We start from the raw sequence: 17,907 nt of genomic DNA on the forward strand, positions 1-17,907 counted from the left end.
AATGAAATATGGGTTATCGCTATCTGCTGCTTTATTGTTATGTATCGCTTTGCTGTCGGGCTGCGGCAAAACGTCCGGTCATGCCAACGACGGGAAGCTGAATGTCGCCGTTACCTTTTATCCGATGTATGAATTTACGAAGCAAGTAGCCGGGGAGCATGCGAATGTAACGGCGCTTATACCGCCATCCGTAGAACCGCATGATTGGGAACCAAGCGCCAAAGATATGACGATCATTCAGAATGCGGATGTTTTTGTATATAACGGTCTGATTGAAGGCTGGGCAGACAGCGCATTATCGGCTGCGCCAAATGACAAACGGATTGCGGTCCAGGCAAGCAAGGGGATTTCGCTTATAGAAGGCACAGCAGAGGAGGAAGAGGAGCATGAGGAAGACCATGAGGAAGACCATGGCAGCCATGGCGAAGAGCAGGCTTTGGATCCGCATGTGTGGCTAAGCCCTGTATTGGCCCAGCAAGAAGTGTCGGCCATCGAACAGGCGCTTGAGCAGGCCGATCCCGCTCATAAAGCGGATTACAAAACGAATGCGGCAGCTTATATTGCCAAGCTGAAGCAATTGGACCAGGACTACCGCGCCGGTCTGCAAAATGTCAAAAAGAAAAGCTTCGTCACGCAGCATGCCGCGTTCGGTTATTTGGCGAAGGAATACGGGCTGACCCAAATCCCGATCGCCGGATTATCTCCCGATCAAGAGCCGTCTCCGGAAAATATGGCGGAAATTGTGAAGTTTGCGAAACAAAACGATGTGAAGACGATCTTTTTCGAGACGCTAGTCGATCCGAAGGTCGCGAGAACCGTAGCTGACGAGATTGGCGCCAAGACCGATGTCCTGAATCCGCTCGAAGGGCTGACGGATGAAGACAAAACGAATCATCTGGATTACATCAGCATCATGACGAACAATTTGAAAGCTTTGCAAAAGGCGCTGAACGAATAGATTTTTCGATCCGGTCAGTTGCCAGATTACCGGCTGGACCGGCACTGTACCGCTGCCAGCCCTAAGGAGAAATGAAGATGAACCCTATACCGGTTACCGTACTTAGCGGATATTTAGGATCCGGAAAAACAACGGTGCTCAACCATATCCTGAACAACCGCCAAGGGATGAAGGTGGCTGTTATCGTCAACGACTTAAGCGAAGTTAACATCGACGCAGGACTGATCAAGCAAGGCGGCGGGCTATCGAGAACGGAAGAGAAACTGGTCGAAATGTCCAATGGCTGTATTTGCTGCACGCTTCGCGAAGATTTGCTCCGTGAAGTCGAACGACTGGCGCAAGAAGGGAAACATGATTACATTCTGATTGAATCAACCGGGGTTGGCGAGCCGATCCCGGTTGCGCAAACCTTCACATACATGGATGAGGAGCAGGGGATCGATCTCAGCCGCTTATGCAAGCTGGATTGCATGGTCACCGTTGTGGACGCGTACCGTTTCTGGAATGATTTTTCTTCTGGCGAGACATTGCTTGAACGAAGCTTGGCCGTCGGAGAAGAGGATGATCGCGAGGTGGTTGACCTGCTGATCGATCAAATCGAATTTTGTGATGTGCTGCTGCTGAACAAATGTGACCTCATCAACGAAGATGAGCTTGTACAGCTGGAAAGTTTATTACGCAAGCTGCAGCCGCGGGCCAAGCTGATTCGCACCGTAAATGGAAAGGTTGACCCTGCCGAGCTGTTAAATACCGGACGGTTTGATTTTGACGAAGCCAGCTCGTCAGCCGGCTGGTTAAGAGAGCTGAATAAACCCGTACATACGCCTGAGACGGAAGAATACGGCATTTCTTCGTTTGTGTATGAGCGTGTTCGCCCGATGCATCCGGAACGTTTACTGGAATGGTTGGAGGACTGGCCGGCTGAAGTTGTCCGTGCAAAAGGCGTGATGTGGGTGGCCACACGAGACCGGATCGGACATAGTTTAAGCCAGGCGGGGCCATCCATCCAATTCGGTCCGGCGGGCTTTTGGATTGCCGCGTTACCGCAAGCCGAACAGCAATTGTACCGGCAGGAAGATCCGGCGTTAGACGCCAGCTGGTCGGTGGAATATGGCGACCGGATCAACAAAATTGTTTTTATCGGAATCGGTATGGATCGGGAGGCCATCATTTCTTCGCTTGATGAATGCCTGCTGACAGACACCGAAATGGCGCAGGATTGGCGCCGGTTCCACGACCCGCTCCCTGCCGTGCAGGCTTGAATGCGATAACACTTGATTTGCGCGCCCCGATACGGCAGCCCGAGAGGGCTGCCGTTTTGTCGGTTATGCGCAACATTTTGTTTTTACCCGAGTTACATAGAGTAGGAGATAGTAGGGAGAGCGTTTAGAGCAGCCGGAATACGCAGAAGACGAGACTCTTATCCATAACTGAAACGGAGAATACTCTGGTCTTGAACGGTCTCCTTGCGCGTATGATGCTTCCGGATGTCCAGCTTCCGCATTACCATTAGAGCGTAAAGGGTGATCACTCTGAATTTGGCCATGAATAATCAGTTGCTGGCGCTGGCAGAACGGATTGCGGCGGACTATTTGCAGGAGAAAGTAATCGCTTCTTATCCGATTATCGGCAAAGGTTTTGTCAATCAGGTTGTGGCAGTACAATCGGCAAGCCGCAAGCTTGTCATCCGAATGAACGATTTAGACACCTATCCGGTTATTCAAAAAGAGCAATGGTGCATTAAGCAAGCGACGGAAGCCGGAATACCGGGTCCGCAGGTGCTGGACATTGGAACGGAAGAAGCTATCGCTTACATAATTTTATCGTTTGTGGAAGGCGAGAACGGGGTGGACAGTACCGCTGATCCGATCGAAGTATGGAGACAGCTGGGGCAGTACGTCAAGCGGATTCAATCTATTCCAGTGCAAGGATACGGCGAGCAGCTGAAAGATCCGCTCCAAGGGAGGTTTGTTTCTCCTCCGCATGCCGGATCGGATGGAAGCTGGCAAGGTTACGTGCAATACAATATGAACAGCCTGACTGAAGAAGACCGGCTAATCGGGCTTGGGGTTATGACTTGGGAGGAAGCGCAGCAAATTCACGGCATTTTCTCCGGCTTACTGCAGCAGTCGTTTGTATTTGGATTGGCGCATGGAGATCTTTCCTTACAAAATATAATGGTCAGCCCGGCTGGGCAAGTTATTTTGCTGGATTGGGGCAGTGCAGAGGTTGGCGTTATGCCCTACGGCGATATTTTGCTAGTAATGCAAGCTTCACTGAAAGGGGGCAAACCCAGCAAAAGCGAGTTTCAAGCTTTTATGGAAGGACGCGGCTTAAACGAAGATGATCTTCCGTTACTTATGCCGCTGTTATTATTGCGCTCATTCGACACTTTAAGATGGGCGATTGACCGCTGCCCCGAACGCATCGAGGAATACGCAGCTTTTGCCCGGCAAGTGGTGAAGATGATCAACATCAGCGAAACAAACAAGACAAGTCCCTGATATTAAGGGACTTGTCTTGTTTGTTTGGTCGTTAAACGCAAATAACGCTCACTACATCAAGCGTTATTTGTCGTCAAAACGCAAAAGACTAGTCGTGAAATGCATAGACCATACTGATAATTATCAGTTAATCTGAAGTGTGCAGCCAATAAGGGCTAGCACATTGGTCGTAACTCCCGGGTCGTATTGCAATCTTTTTAATTCGGGATAGGACGGTTGAGATGATTTTTGATCAGGAGGCCCGAATGTTTAAGCATCTTAGATCCATTGCATGGAATTCAACTCCGGTCAAGCTGGTGCTTGGCCTATTGGGCATTACGCTGCCTTTGATCGCGCTGCTGCTCTATAACAACTCATACAGTGTTAACGTCATTCACAGTCAGGTGGCCGCATCGGATAAAAACCTGATCGACATTTATATGAAGCAAATCGATGCGCAGCTAACGGAGGTTGAGCGGCATTTGGCCGGTTTATCGTCGACCGACTTAAACGTTCAGGAGATGGGGGACAGCCAGTCGGAGGACGAGTACATTCTCGCCAAAACAGCTGTTTACCGGAAGCTGACGTCTGATTTGTCGATTTATCCGTATATCGACGGTTTTTATATTTATTCGTTAAAGCACCATGACGGTGTAGAGGCTTATAAAGGACAGCTGGCGTATCCGCAGCTGCTTGATTTGCGCAAGGCGCTGGAAGGGAGGGCTATTCAGCTGTCGCAAAAAGCGCAATACGAAAACGTACAATGGAAAGTCCAGCAAGTCGGCGGAGCGTATTATTTGATTCGTCTCATGCATGACGACGATTTGTATGTTGGCGCTTGGGTGAATGCATCCAGCATCATACAGCCTTTGCTTGGCATGAGAACCGGCAGCACCGGAGCTGTACTTGTAGTGGATGACCAAGGCCGCACCCTATACTCCACACGGGACATGTCCAAGGAGAAATTGGATTTCTCTCGCGGATTCCAAGACTATTATTTGTCCGGGCAAAAAGATACGTATTTAATTGTCGGAGAGCCGTCTGCCAAAGGCGGCTTCAGCTTGTCTGCGGCCATTCCCGACCATTCCATTCTCGAAAACTTGCCTTACTTAACGAGAGCCTCCACAATCGTGATTCTCCTGGCGCTATTAATGCTGCCGCTTAGCTTCCTGCTTCTCCGCAAGGTGCTGCTGCTGCCGCTTCGCAAAATGGTTGGCGCCATGAGGCTGATTGGCGAAGGCAACTTCAACATCCGGATGGACTTATCCCATGCTCCCGATGAAATTGTCATCGTGAACCGGACCTTCAACACGATGATTTCAAAAATCGAAGAGCTTAAAATCAACGTCTACGAAGAGCAGATCAGCAAGCAGCGGGCGGAGCTTAAGCAATTGCAGCTTCAGATCAATCCGCATTTTTTCATGAATTCATTAAACATTTTGTACAATCTGGCACAGGTGAAGCAATATGCACTCATACAGGAGATGACGATGAACCTCGTGCATTATTTCCGTTATCTGTTTCAAAGCCATCAGCCGCTTGCTCCGTTAAAGGACGAGCTGCGGCATATCCGGCATTATTTGCACATTCAGCAAATGCGGTTTCCGAATACCTTTTCCTGCGAAATCAACATCCCGCCTTATTTGGAAAATGTAGCGATCCCGCCGCTTATGCTGCAAACCGTTGTCGAAAATTCCGTCAAATACGCAGTGAAGCCGGGGGAGCCGATCCTGCTGGCTATCGAAGCCGAGCTTAATGATCTGACTGAGCAGCCAACGGTTTGCATCACCATCAGAGATAACGGCGAAGGATATTCCGATGCGGCATTGGCCCGGATTCGCGAAGGAAAGGTGTATGCGGATGAGACCGGCGAGCATTTTGGGTTATGGAACAGCAGAGAACGTTTAAAGCTCCAATTCGGGGATAAGGCTTGGATGGACTGCTATAATGATGACCCTCACGGAGCCGTAACGGAAATTACAATTCCGCTGTACGCGAGCCAGGAACAGAAGGAGTGAACGGGTATGAGACAGCTGCTCATAGTAGATGATGAACCGATTGCGGTAGAAGGGCTGAAATCCGGTGTGGACTGGCTGTCCCTCGGGATCACCGGCGTGATGGCTGCTTACAGTGTCGAACAGGCGAAGGAGGTTTTTGGACGGGAGCATGTCGACATTTTGCTGTGCGATATTGAGATGCCGAAGGGAACCGGCCTTCAGCTGCTGGAATGGGTCCGGCACAATTATCCGCAGACCGAAACGATATTTTTGACCTGCCATGCTGATTTTCAATATGCGAGACAGGCAATCCAGCTGGGCAGTCTGGACTATTTGCTTAAGCCGATTCCTTATGAAGAGCTGAAGCAGGTCGTTGAAAAAGCAATAAACAAAATGGACAAGGAGCAGCATTTAAGCGAATTCAGCCAGTTCGGCAAGTTCTGGATCCAGCATCAGCCGATGCTGGTCGAACGGTTTTGGCTGGATGTTCTTCACCAGGCCATTCCCGCTAAAGAGCAGGCGATTAGCGAAGCCGCCCGGGAGCGCAACATTCCGTATTCGGAAAAACTCGTTTTTTTGCCAATTTTGCTACGTGTCCGGCGCTGGTACAAACAATATTCGCTGCGGGACAAAAAAACGATGGAGTATGCCCTTCGCAAAGCGGCCGAGGAAGTCGTCATGCAGCGTCCGGACCGCGGTCTTCTGCTTGCAACCGGCGACGATATGATGCTTGTTGTGCTGAATGGGGGAATGGAAGCATCGGACCGCGCCGGCTTGAAGGCAATATGCGAGTCGTATATTACAGCCTGCCGGCTGTATTTCGAATGCGACGTATCTTGTTACATTGGCGAACCGGTCCGCGGGCATGAGATGGCTGCGATGTACCAGCGGCTCCAGCGGGCGGACACCGACAATGTGGCAAGCGACAATTGCGTTGCTTTTGCCGGCGAGCGGCCAGTCCCGGCTTATCCAAGCCCGCTGCCGGATATGAGCCTATGGGGAATCATGCTGAAGGAAGGGGCGCGGGATAAAGTGATCGGCGAAGCGGAAGCTTTTATCCACAAGCAGGTGGAGGAGGGCAGGCTTACGCCTAAGCTGCTCGCGCTGTTTATTCAAGATTTCCAGCAGCTGGTTCATTACGTGCTCCAGGTTAAGGGGATTCACGCCCACCAGCTGCTGAGCGACAGCCAGTCCATGGAGTATTATGCCCGTGCCGGCCGTTCGGCAAAAGATGCGGTTATCTGGATCAGGCATATTGTCGGGAAGTCGCTTGATTACACCGAGTCCGTTGAGCACACGCCAAGTGTCGTCGAACAAGCCAAGGCGTATATTCAGGAGCATTTGGCCGAAGTGATTTCAAGAGAGGATATTGCCAATCATGTGTATTTGAACCCGGATTATTTGACCCGGATATTCAAGCGGGACACAGGTTTGTCTATTTCGGATTACCTGCTGCAGCAGAGGCTTCATATTGCCGCCGAGCTGCTCGCGAATACGGACTTGTCTGTCAGCTCCGTCGCCATTCGAATCGGTTATGCCAATTTCTCGCATTTTTCCCGCATGTTCAAAAAATATAGGGGCATGAATCCAATGGAATTCAGGCAATCCCGCCAGCCTGCCCGCCATGGAAGCGAAAGTCGTCAAAGTGACAGCGGGAAGTCGTAAGAACAGCAGAGGAGGAAGCGCTGTCACCTTACAATAGAAACAGCTTCACAGATCATGCTTATTGCGGGGGGAGAATGTAATGAAGAAAAAGTCATTGGCAGTATCGTCAGCGGTTCTTCTAAGCATAGCGTTGACGTTATCCGCGTGCGGGGGGAACAATAATGGCAGCGGTTCGACTAATGCGGGCTCCAATTCATCGGCAAATGCCAAAATAGATGAGTTGACGATTGCTTTTCCGAGCACTTCGCCAAAAGATTTGAATAGGGTCGAGGATGCCATCAACCAAATTACCGAAAACAAAATCCATGCCAAAATCAACTTGATGCCGATCAGCGGCGGCGAGTGGGTACAGCAAACCAACCTAATGCTTACCAGCAATGAGAAGCTGGATTTGATGTTTGTCTCCGGCGCGCTGTATAACAGCATGGTGGCCAAGGACCAGCTCATTCCGCTGGACGATCTGCTGAACCAATATGGCAGCGGCATCCAAACGGCTGTTGGCGAAGATTATTTAAATGCCGCTAAGGTGAACAGCAAAATTTATGCGGTGCCAACCGTTCGCGATATGGCATCCGACTATGGCTTAACGATGCGGAAGGACCTGGTCGATAAGTACAACATCGATGCAAGCAAAATCAAGTCGCTGGACGATATGGACCAAGTGCTGCAGACGGTGAAGGACGGCGAAGGGTTTGCGCCGCTGATTCCGTCATCGCCAGGCCAAACGTATTTGGATAACTATCTGTTCTACGATCGTTTGGGCGACGGAATCGGCGTATTGCCCGACTACGATAACGGCTTGAAGGTTGTAGACCTGTACGAAACGCCGGAGTACAAGGAACTGGTAACCAAACTCCGCGGCTGGTATCAAAAAGGTTATATTATGAAGGATTCCGCAACCAGCAAGACCACGCCTTGGGAACTGATGAAGTCGAACAAAGGTTTTGCTTATTTCGCTCCTATGAAACCGGGTTTTGCCGAACAGGAATCGCAAGCAGCCGGTACGCAGCTGACTACGGTAGAGCTTCTGCCTGCGGTTGCAATGACAAGTACGGTTACTGGCGCGATGTGGGGCGTGCCGGTTAATACAAAGCTGGAAGACAAAGCGGTTCAATTCCTGAATCTGATGTATTCGGACAAAGATATTGTGAACCTGCTCGACTGGGGGATTGAAGGCACCCATTATGTCAAATCAGATGGTGCTGACAATGTCATTGACTATCCGTCCGGCGTCGATTCTTCCACTACCGGATACAATATGCCGCTCGGCTGGATGTTTGGCAATCAATTCCTGTCTTATGTGATGAAGGGAACAGACCCGGATATTTGGAACAAAATGAGCAGCTTCAACAATAGCGCCAAACATTCCAAAGCGCTTGGGTTCGGTTTCGACCCGACGCCTGTCAAAACGGAATATGCGGCGGTCACCAACGTTATTACGCAATACAAATTGCCGCTTGAAACCGGCAGCGTAGATCCTGCCAAGGTGCTGCCTGATTTTATTGCCAAGCTGAAATCGGCCGGCATTGATAAAATTATCGCCGAAAAGCAAAAGCAGCTGGATGCCTGGGCGCAAGCCAACTCCGTTCAATAAAACATGCCGAAAGGCATAAGAAGCGACCAATACACAATTGGCCGCTTCTTTGTTTTTTTATGGCCTATTGTTCGCAGCGGCTTGTGGTCGGTAAAGCGCAAGGCGGAAGTCGTCAGCGCGGTAGAGTACGGTCTGAGATTTCCGCTAACATAAGGATACAATCGGCGCTACGCCGCACAAGAAAGGGGAGAGACGCGATGACTAACATCGCACACCGCAACAAAAGAAGGCGTCTTCGCCGGTTTATACCGCTGTACATTATGCTTCTGCCGGGACTTGCTTATTTGGCCATCAACAACTATATGCCTTTGTTTGGTTTGTCGATCGCCTTTAAGGATATCAATTTCCGCAAAGGAATTTGGCATAGCGACTGGATCGGGTTCCAAAACTTCGAATATTTGTTTAAAACGAGCGACGCATGGATTATTACACGCAATACGCTGCTGTACAATGCGGTATTTATTGTTCTCGGGTTAGCGATGGCTGTCGCTGTAGCGATATTGCTCAACGAGATCAAAAACAGGTTTGCATCCCGCTTGTATCAAAGCGTCATTATATTGCCGTTTCTGATCTCCATCATATTGGTCAGCTATCTCGTATATGCAATGCTGAGCATGGATACGGGTTTTATTAACAAAACCGTTCTTCCGGCTCTTGGACTTGATCCGATCAACTGGTACAACGAGCCGAAATATTGGCCGTACATTTTGACCATCGTGAATTTGTGGAAAGGCACGGGGTATTCCTGCATTGTATTCCTTGCAGCCATCATCGGGATAGACCCGGAATATTATGAAGCCGCCAAGCTGGACGGTGCTTCCAAATGGATGCAAATCCGCAAAATTACGATCCCGATGATTACGCCTGTCATCATTATGCTCACTTTGCTTGGTATCGGCCGCATTTTTTATTCCGACTTCGGGTTGTTCTATCAAGTACCGATGAATTCCGGCGCGTTGTTCTCGACAACGAACGTTATCGACACCTACGTATTCCGCGGACTGATGCAGCTCGGCGACATCGGCATGTCGTCTGCGGCGGGCTTCTATCAATCTTTGGTCGGGTTCGTGCTTGTCCTGATCTCCAATTATGTCGTCCGCAAAATCAACAAAGAAAACGCCTTGTTCTAAAAAGGAGCGATTGATATGGATAAAGAAAACCGGATATGGCAGTGGGCGGCGCACATCATGATGATCGTTCTTTCGCTTGCCTGCGTGCTGCCCTTTGTATTGTTGTTTATGGCCTCCATCACGGATGAATCGTCTATTGTAAAACATGGCTATACACTGTTTCCATCCGTCCTCAGCCTTGATGCATACGATTATTTGTGGAAGCAGTCGGATCAAATTTTCCACGCGTATGGCGTCACAATTCTGGTTACGGCGGTAGGCACGGCGGCCAGCCTCATCATGACCTCCCTGCTTGCTTATCCGTTGTCGCGGAAAGACTTGCCGGGCGGGCAAGTGATTGCATTTATCGTATTTTTTACGCTGCTGTTTAATGGCGGGCTTGTGCCAACTTATTTGGTGTATACACAAATCTTTCATTTGAAAAATACGATCTTTGCGCTATTAGTGCCTTGGCTGCTGATGAACGGCTTTAACGTTCTGCTGATGCGCACGTTTTTCTCGACCACCATTCCAACGGCCGTGCTGGAGTCGGCCAGCATCGACGGTGCCGGCGAATTCCGGACGTATTTCCGTGTTGTTCTGCCGCTTTCCGCGCCGATCCTGGCGACTGTCGGCATGTTTCAGGCGCTGGGGTACTGGAACGACTGGAACAACGGGCTTGTATTCGTGACGAATCCCGACTTGTTCAGCCTGCAAAACGTACTGAACCGGATTATGAGCGATATCCAGTTCCTGACCTCCAACAGCCGGATGGGGACAAGCCAAGCGCTGGCGCAGCTGCCAAGCGAAACGTTCCGGATGGCCATCGCGGTCATCGGCGTCATTCCGATTCTGATCGTATATCCGTTTTTCCAAAAATATTTTGTAAAAGGGATGACAATCGGCGCCGTGAAAGGGTAATGCGTTGTCATTTGCCCTTATTATTCAATCTATCTATAGAAGGAGAATACAATCATGATTGGAATCTGGCATGCTTTTGCCGAAACGCCCCGATGGAAGCTGAAACTGCAGGTTAAAGTTTCTAAAAAAGCGGCTTACAGTGTCGATATCGCCATGGAGCCGCTGCCGCTCTCCATTCGGATGGAGAATGTGACCGTAGAAGGGAATACGGTACGCGGCACCGGCAGCGCCTTCTGGAAGCCGGACGAGAAGGCGGAAGCCGAGCTGAAGTTTGAACAGTCGTCCTTCAGCGGCCGGTTATATATCCCGCTGTTTGGCGAGCTCCAGCTGCAAGGAAAGGAAGGACGGGGACCGTTCCTGTCCGAAGCGCTGATGGAACAGATCAAGCCATACCGCAGCGGCAAGGTTGTCCAGCGTACCGATGAACAGATTCAAGCGGCTGTAGAGGAGCTGCTGAGCCGGATGTCCATTGCCGACAAGGTCGGACAGATGTGCCAGTGCATGGCGTCGAATTTCTCATTCGGCGGGGCCGTCGCTACCGATCCGCCCGAGAAGCTGATCGCCGAAGGACGGGCAGGCTCTGTTCTTGGCGCTTTCGACATTAACCGGGTGTTCGAGCTGCAAAAGATCGCCGTCGAGCAGTCGCCGCTTGGCATTCCGCTGCTTTTTAACGGCGATATTATCCATGGCGCCCAGACGATATTCCCGGTCCCGTTAGCCTGGTCCTGCAGCTGGGATATGGAAGCGATCCGTGAAGCCTGTGCCATTGCCGCGAAGGAAGCAAGCGCGTCCGGACTGATGTATAACCATGGCCCTATGATTGATATTACGCGTGACCCGCGCTGGGGAAGAGTAGTGGAAGGCGCCGGCGAAGATCCGTATTTGGGTTCCCTGATCGCAAAAGCGCAGGTAGAAGGGTTTCAGGGCAGCTCCCTGCTTCATGAAGAGACGATGATCGCCTGCCTGAAGCATTTTATCGGCTACGGGGCGGCAGAAGGCGGACGCGATTACAACACGGTAGATCTTTCGGAAGGCATCCTGCGTAATGTTTATTTGCCGCCGTTCCAAGCCGGAATCGAAGCGGGAGCCGGTTCGGTAATGAACGCCTTTAATATTTACCAGGGCGTTCCTGTCGCAGCCAGCGCCGAGCTGCTTAAAGGGCTGCTTCGGGATGAGCTTGGCTTTGACGGCATCCTGATTTCAGATTACGGGGCGGTTGACGAGATCGTACAGCACGGCTACGCCAAAGACGCCAAGGAAGCCGCCCGCCTTGCGGTGAACGCTTCGATGGATATGGAGATGGTTACCCGCGCGTTCGATTCTATTCCCGAGCTGCTTCATGAAGGGAAGCTTACCGAGGCGCAGCTGGATGAGGCGGTCCGCCGCATTGTGACTTACAAGTACAAAACGGGATTGATGGACGATCCGTTCCGCTACATCCGCCCGGAGAAGGAACGCGAATATCATTTCAGTGCAGACCATTTGCAGTCGAGTCTTGAGCTTGCCCGCAAGTCAATCGTATTGCTGAAAAATGACGGCGTGCTTCCGCTTGCCCGCAACGCCGGCAAAATCGCGCTGATCGGACCGTTTGCAGACAGCAAGGATTTGCTTGGCCCGTGGCAGTTTTCCCGTTACGGGCATGAGACGGTTACGCTTTACGAAGGGCTGCAGGCGAAAGGCTTCACGGAAGACCGCCTGTTATACGCTGCAGGCTGCGGGGTGAATTCCGCACTGGAAGGCGGCATTAAAGCAGCTGTGGAGCAAGCGAAGCAAGCCGAGCTGGTTGTGCTTGCGCTGGGAGAGGGCAGTGAGATGTCCGGCGAAGCGGCATCCCGCATGAGCTTGGAGCTGCCGGCTGTACAGCGCGAGCTTGCCGAAGCGGTTATATCCGCCGGCAAACCGGTTGTTCTTGTGCTGACGAGCGGACGCCCTCTTGTATTGGACTGGTTTGAACGGCATGCGAATGCCATAGTGGAAACCTGGTTCCTTGGCTCCCAAGCCGGTCATGCGATTGCGGATGTGCTTCTCGGGCAATACAATCCTTCCGGCCGGCTGACCATGAGCTTTCCTGCACAGACGGGGCAGGTGCCGGTTTATTATAATCAATTCCGGACCGGCCGGCCGCAGACCGCTGCCAATGCCTCCGAGAAATACATCAGCAAATATTTGGACGGCCCGAACGAGCCGCTGTATCCGTTTGGCTACGGGCTTAGCTATACTTCGTTTGAATACAGCGGGTTGTCGCTGGATCAAAACCAAATCAAACCGGGCGAGACGCTTCGTGCAAGCGTTACGGTTAAAAATGCCGGCACGCAGACGGGCGAAGAAACGGTGCAGCTGTACATTCAGGATGTTTACGGCAGCATTGTCCGGCCGGTAAAGGAGCTGAAGGGCTTCGCGAAAGCGGTGCTGGAAGCCGGAGAAAGCCGGCAGATCGTGTTCGAAATCAGCAGCTCCGATCTGGCATTCTGGACTCCGGCCGGCGGATATGTAACCGAACCGGGTGATTTCCGCGTCATGATCGGCTCGAACAGCAGGGATGTCCAGACCGCATCGTTTGAATTAATCCAACCATAAAGCAAGGAGATGAAGATATGAGCGGGACGAGAGACATGAAGGCGATTATTGCGCAGATGACATTGGAGGAGAAGGCCAGCTTGTGTGCGGGAGCAGATACATGGAACACCCGCAGCATCGAACGGCTTGGCATTCCGTCCATCATGATGACGGATGGCCCGCATGGCCTGCGCAAGCAGCAGGGGTCGGCAGATCATCTGGGGTTGTTCAACAGCGTTCCGGCAACCTGCTTTCCTTCGGCTGCCGGCGCAGCCAGCTCATGGAACCGCCAATTGATCCGGCAAATGGGCGAAGCGCTAGGCCGCGAATGCCAGGCGGAGAATGTTGGCGTGCTGCTTGGCCCTGGCGTCAATATTAAACGTTCGCCGTTATGCGGGCGAAACTTTGAATATTTTTCCGAAGATCCGTATTTATCATCGGAGATAGCGGCTCATCATATAGCCGGGGTACAAAGCCAAGGGGTTGGCACGTCGCTTAAACATTTTGCAGCCAACAACCAGGAGCACCGCCGCATGACCTCCGATTCCATCGTTGACGAACGGACGCTGCGGGAAATTTATCTGGCCAGCTTTGAGGGTGCTGTCAAGCAAGCCCAGCCATGGACCGTCATGTCTGCCTATAACAAAGTGAACGGTACGTTCGCGTCCGAGAACGAGGAGCTGCTGACGGACATTCTGAAAGGCGAGTGGGGCCATGAAGGACTGGTCGTGTCCGACTGGGGCGCTGTGAACGAGCGGGCCAAAGGGCTCGCTGCGGGATTGGAATTAGAGATGCCTTCAAGCCACGGCGAAGGCGAAAGGCAGATCGTCGAGGCGGTGACAGGCGGCCAGCTGTCCGAAAGCAAGCTGAATGAAGCGGTTGAACGGATATTGGGCGTTGTCTTTAAGGCCGCCGACAACCGCCGCCCGGAAACCGTTGTAGATCCGGAGAAGCATCATCAGCTTGCGCGCGAAATCGCTCGCGAAAGTATGGTTTTGCTGAAAAACGAAGACGGGATATTGCCTCTTGCCAAAGCCGGAACTATAGCTGTGCTTGGCGCGATGGCGCAGGAGCCCCGGTATCAAGGCAGCGGCAGCTCGCAAATTCGCCCAACCCGGCTTGATTCTATACGGGGAGAGCTGGAGAAATCGGCGGGACCGGCAGCGAAACTGGTGTATGCGCAGGGCTATGAGCTGGATGGAGAGGAACCGGATGAAGCATTGACCGATGAAGCGTTGCGCGCAGCTTCGGAATCGTCCGTAACGATTCTGTTCGCAGGCCTTCCGCGCCGCTATGAATCGGAAGGCTTCGACCGCCAGCATTTGCGGATGCCGCAAAATCAGGTTGCACTGATCCAAAGAGTGGCAGCTGTGCAGCCGAATCTTGTAGTCGTGCTCAGCAACGGCGCCCCGGTTGAGATGCCTTGGCTGGCTTCCGCCAAAGGAGTGCTGGAAGCTTATCTCGGCGGCCAGGCGCTTGGCGGAGCGGTCGCCGATCTGTTGTTTGGCGATGCCAATCCGTCCGGAAAGCTGGCTGAAACTTTCCCGGCGAAGCTGAGCGACAATCCTTCGTATCTCTTTTTCCCCGGCGAAGGCAATAAAGTCGAATACCGGGAAGGGATTTTTGTCGGGTACCGTTATTACGATAAGAAAAACATTACGCCGCTGTTTCCGTTTGGCCACGGGCTCAGCTACACCACGTTCAGCTACTCGGAGCTGGCAGTGGACAGCAGGACGATTCACGATACCGATGTACTGCATGTGTCGGTGAAGGTAACGAATACCGGTTCCCGTAAAGGTCAAGAAGTCGTACAGCTGTATGTAAGAGATGTGGAAAGCTCGGTGATCCGGCCGGAGAAAGAATTAAAGGGCTTTGATAAAATCGAACTTGAGCCGGGCGAATCCCAGGTCGTTACGTTTGAGCTGAACAAGCGCAGTTTCGCTTATTACGATACGGATTTGCGGCAGTGGACGGTGGAATCGGGCGATTTCGAGCTGCTGGTCGGCCGCTCGTCGCGGGACATCGTATTGTCCGAGACGGTAAACGTGTTGTCTACAACTACAAAAAGCGAACCGTATCACCGTAATTCCACGCTGTCCGAGGTTGGCCAAACCACCGCGGGCGAAGCATTCGTAAATCAATTGATCGCGGCCTTGCCTTTTGCAGAAGGCCTTGCACAGGAGCATACCGCTATGCTGCGCGCTTTTATGGAGCATATGCCGCTTCGCGGACTGATTTCGTTCAGCGGGGGCAAATTTACGGAAAAGGAACTGGCGGCACTCGTGCAGCGTCTGAATGAACAGGAGGCAGGCGAATGAATGCTCCAGCTTATTTCTATCCGCAGCCGGGCCGCTATATAAGCTCGGGAGATAGCTCGCCTGCAGCTGCACGTTTTAACGTGCAGGCCGCTAGCGCCGAAGCGGAAAGGCTTGCGAGCGCGGCCGGCGTCAGCGCGGTGCTGGCATCTTCTGTGACAGCCAGTGCTGGCGGCTGCTCAGAGGAACAACCGGTGCTTCCTGCGGTTATCGAATACCGCGAAGTGCTGCATCCGCAAGGCTACGTGCTCGAATGGAACGCAGACGGGCTGCGTCTCGCTGCCAGTACCGTGCAAGGCTTGCATTACGCGCTAATAACCGTTCAGCAAATGATGGATGGACAACAGGGACAGTGGGCGCATTGCGTGATTGAAGACGAGCCGGCGTTTCCGGTACGGGGCGTCATGCTGGACATCGGACGCAATAAAATTCCGAAGATGGAAACGCTGTTTGCATTCATCGACCGGCTCTCTGCTCTCAAAATAAATCATCTGCAACTATATATGGAAGGCTACAGCTTCGAATATCCCCAATATGCGGCGTTATTTCCCGAGGCTACGCCATTAACGGCAGCCGAATACCGCGAGCTGGATGCGTATGCCGCATCCCGGTTTATCGATCTTGTGCCAAGCCAGAATTGTCTTGGCCATATGTGGCCGTGGTTATCCAAGCCGGAGTTCCGCGAGCTGGCCGAGCATCCGGACGGCATGCCGACGCCTTTCCCGTTCAAAATGCCGCCCACGACGTTAAATCCGGTTGATGCACGTTCGTCCGCTTTAGCCGAAGAGCTGTTTGGCGAGCTTCTGCCGAACTTTTCCTCCGGCTATGTCAACTTGAACATGGACGAGCCGTTTGGCCTGGGCACCGGCGCCAGCAAGCCGCGAGCCGACGAGATTGGCGTCGGCGGGCTGTATATGGAATACGCGGAGCAAATGTTTGCAATCGCCCGCCGCCATGGCAAAAAACCGCTGATGTGGGGGGATGTGCTGACTCATCATCCGGAGCTGGTGAAGCAGCTGCCGGCGGATGTAACCGTTCTGCATTGGAATTACGACGCGCCGATTCCGTATGAACCGCATTGTAAAATGCTGCACGAGCATGCTGTCCGGTATTATGTATGCCCCGGGACCAGTTCATGGTCATCGCTATCGGGGCGGACGGACAACATGCTGGCCAATATCGCCGATGCCGCCAAAAATGGCAAAGCTTACGGCGCAGCAGGGCTTGTTGTTGCCGACTGGGGAGATGCCGGGCATTGGCAGGTGCCATCCGTCAGCTACCCGGGTTACGCCTATGCAGCAGCAGTCAGCTGGCAGACGGAAGCCAACCTTGAACGGATGGAACCACTGGAGCATCATGTGTCACACCGGATGCTGCAGGACCGCAGCGGTAAGGGAGGCGGCTTGCTTCTGAAGCTGGGACGGTATTACCATCTGGAGCGCTGCACGATTGAGAATAACACCTATACCAGCTTCCTGCTTAATCACGGCTTGTCTTCGCTGGAGCAGCTGGAACAGGATACTGCGATGCTGCCCCGGATTGCCAAGCTTCTTGGCGGCGTGGGCACTCCGTTCCAGCTGGATTACCGCTACGAGGAGCTTGCGTCGTGGGTGCGTGCATGCCAAGAGGAAGTTCTAGGGCTTGATCTGGCTGGAGCGGACGCGGATACCGTCACAGATGAACTGCTGAATACGTTAAGGCTGATCCATCACGGCGCAAGGCTGCACCGGTATATCCATATGCAGCATTCTATCGATCCGCAGGCCGAAATGCTGGAGCTAGGGGAGCTGCAATCAGAGCTGCAAACGATAGGAAAGGAATTCGAACGTTTATGGCTCGCAAGGAATCGCGAAGGCGGACTAGCCTCCAGCACAGCTGCGTTTCGCAAGCTGCTGCAGCAGTATGAGGAGCGGCAGCGGGAGCTGCACCCGCATAACGGGATCATGTTATGATGGTAGGTAAAACGACGCCGTCGTAGCAGCCGCATTGTGAGCATTCCGAGGTTAATGGTACACGGCCTGAGATAGGGCGGATGTCGTGTTCTTACTTCCTATCGTGGCTGGTTTCACAATGGTATCTACGAAAGTCTTTGGCAAAACGTGCAGCCCCAGCGTAACTATCGTTGGGATCTGCACGTTTTTTAGTTGTGCCTACACGAGGATGCCGCAAAGAGAGAAAACATCACAGCCCAATCAGAAGGAGCTTCAACTATCTGGCTTCATCTTATGTTACTATCAAAATGTTCCTATTAAATAGGAATAGAAGATTCAGCTTGTCGGCATGAATACGAATAAAAGGATGGATACATA

General features: G+C 52.3%; 11 protein-coding genes. All 11 read left to right on the forward strand.

Annotation, left to right across the window (positions count from 1 at the left end):
• Position 1: 1 nt before the first annotated feature.
• The 11 genes from ET464_RS04710 (at position 2) to ET464_RS04760 (ending at position 17,550) form a co-directional block, all read left to right on the forward strand.
• On the forward strand, positions 2-958 hold the full coding sequence (locus ET464_RS04710; RefSeq protein WP_129438676.1) for a metal ABC transporter substrate-binding protein: 957 nt from the start codon (positions 2-4) through the stop codon (positions 956-958).
• A 77-nt stretch (positions 959-1,035) separates the two neighbouring features.
• Positions 1,036-2,220: a GTP-binding protein gene (locus ET464_RS04715; RefSeq protein ID WP_129438677.1), complete on the forward strand. Its 1,185-nt coding sequence runs from the start codon at positions 1,036-1,038 to the stop codon at positions 2,218-2,220.
• Between the two features lie 282 nt (positions 2,221-2,502).
• Positions 2,503-3,462 (forward strand): aminoglycoside phosphotransferase family protein, encoded by a 960-nt coding sequence (locus tag ET464_RS04720; RefSeq protein WP_129438679.1) that lies wholly within the window; start codon positions 2,503-2,505, stop codon positions 3,460-3,462.
• A 245-nt stretch (positions 3,463-3,707) separates the two neighbouring features.
• Entirely contained in the window at positions 3,708-5,459 is a 1,752-nt protein-coding gene (locus ET464_RS04725) for a sensor histidine kinase (protein ID WP_165279897.1), read from the forward strand.
• 6 nt (positions 5,460-5,465) lie between these two features.
• Positions 5,466-7,103, forward strand: coding sequence for a response regulator (locus ET464_RS04730; protein WP_129438683.1), 1,638 nt, complete (start codon positions 5,466-5,468; stop codon positions 7,101-7,103).
• A gap of 79 nt (positions 7,104-7,182) precedes the next feature.
• A complete protein-coding gene (locus ET464_RS04735) occupies positions 7,183-8,697 on the forward strand; it encodes an ABC transporter substrate-binding protein (protein WP_129438685.1) in 1,515 nt (504 codons plus the stop codon).
• A 197-nt stretch (positions 8,698-8,894) separates the two neighbouring features.
• A complete protein-coding gene (locus ET464_RS04740; protein WP_129438687.1) occupies positions 8,895-9,827 on the forward strand; it encodes an ABC transporter permease in 933 nt (310 codons plus the stop codon).
• A gap of 15 nt (positions 9,828-9,842) precedes the next feature.
• Positions 9,843-10,727 carry a carbohydrate ABC transporter permease gene (locus tag ET464_RS04745; protein ID WP_129438689.1) on the forward strand — a complete coding sequence of 295 codons (885 nt, stop codon included), beginning with the start codon at positions 9,843-9,845 and terminating at the stop codon, positions 10,725-10,727.
• 54 nt (positions 10,728-10,781) lie between these two features.
• Positions 10,782-13,304: a glycoside hydrolase family 3 N-terminal domain-containing protein gene (locus ET464_RS04750; RefSeq protein ID WP_129438691.1), complete on the forward strand. Its 2,523-nt coding sequence runs from the start codon at positions 10,782-10,784 to the stop codon at positions 13,302-13,304.
• Positions 13,305-13,321: 17 nt separating this feature from the next.
• Complete coding sequence (locus ET464_RS04755) at positions 13,322-15,601, forward strand: glycoside hydrolase family 3 C-terminal domain-containing protein (RefSeq protein ID WP_129438693.1); 2,280 nt, start codon at positions 13,322-13,324, stop codon at positions 15,599-15,601.
• Complete coding sequence (locus ET464_RS04760) at positions 15,598-17,550, forward strand: beta-N-acetylhexosaminidase (protein ID WP_129438695.1); 1,953 nt, start codon at positions 15,598-15,600, stop codon at positions 17,548-17,550. The genes ET464_RS04755 and ET464_RS04760 overlap by 4 nt, the downstream gene beginning before the upstream one ends.
• Positions 17,551-17,907: the final 357 nt, after the last annotated feature.

Source organism: Paenibacillus protaetiae (genome assembly GCF_004135365.1).
Lineage (GTDB): Bacteria > Bacillota > Bacilli > Paenibacillales > Paenibacillaceae > Paenibacillus_AP > Paenibacillus_AP protaetiae.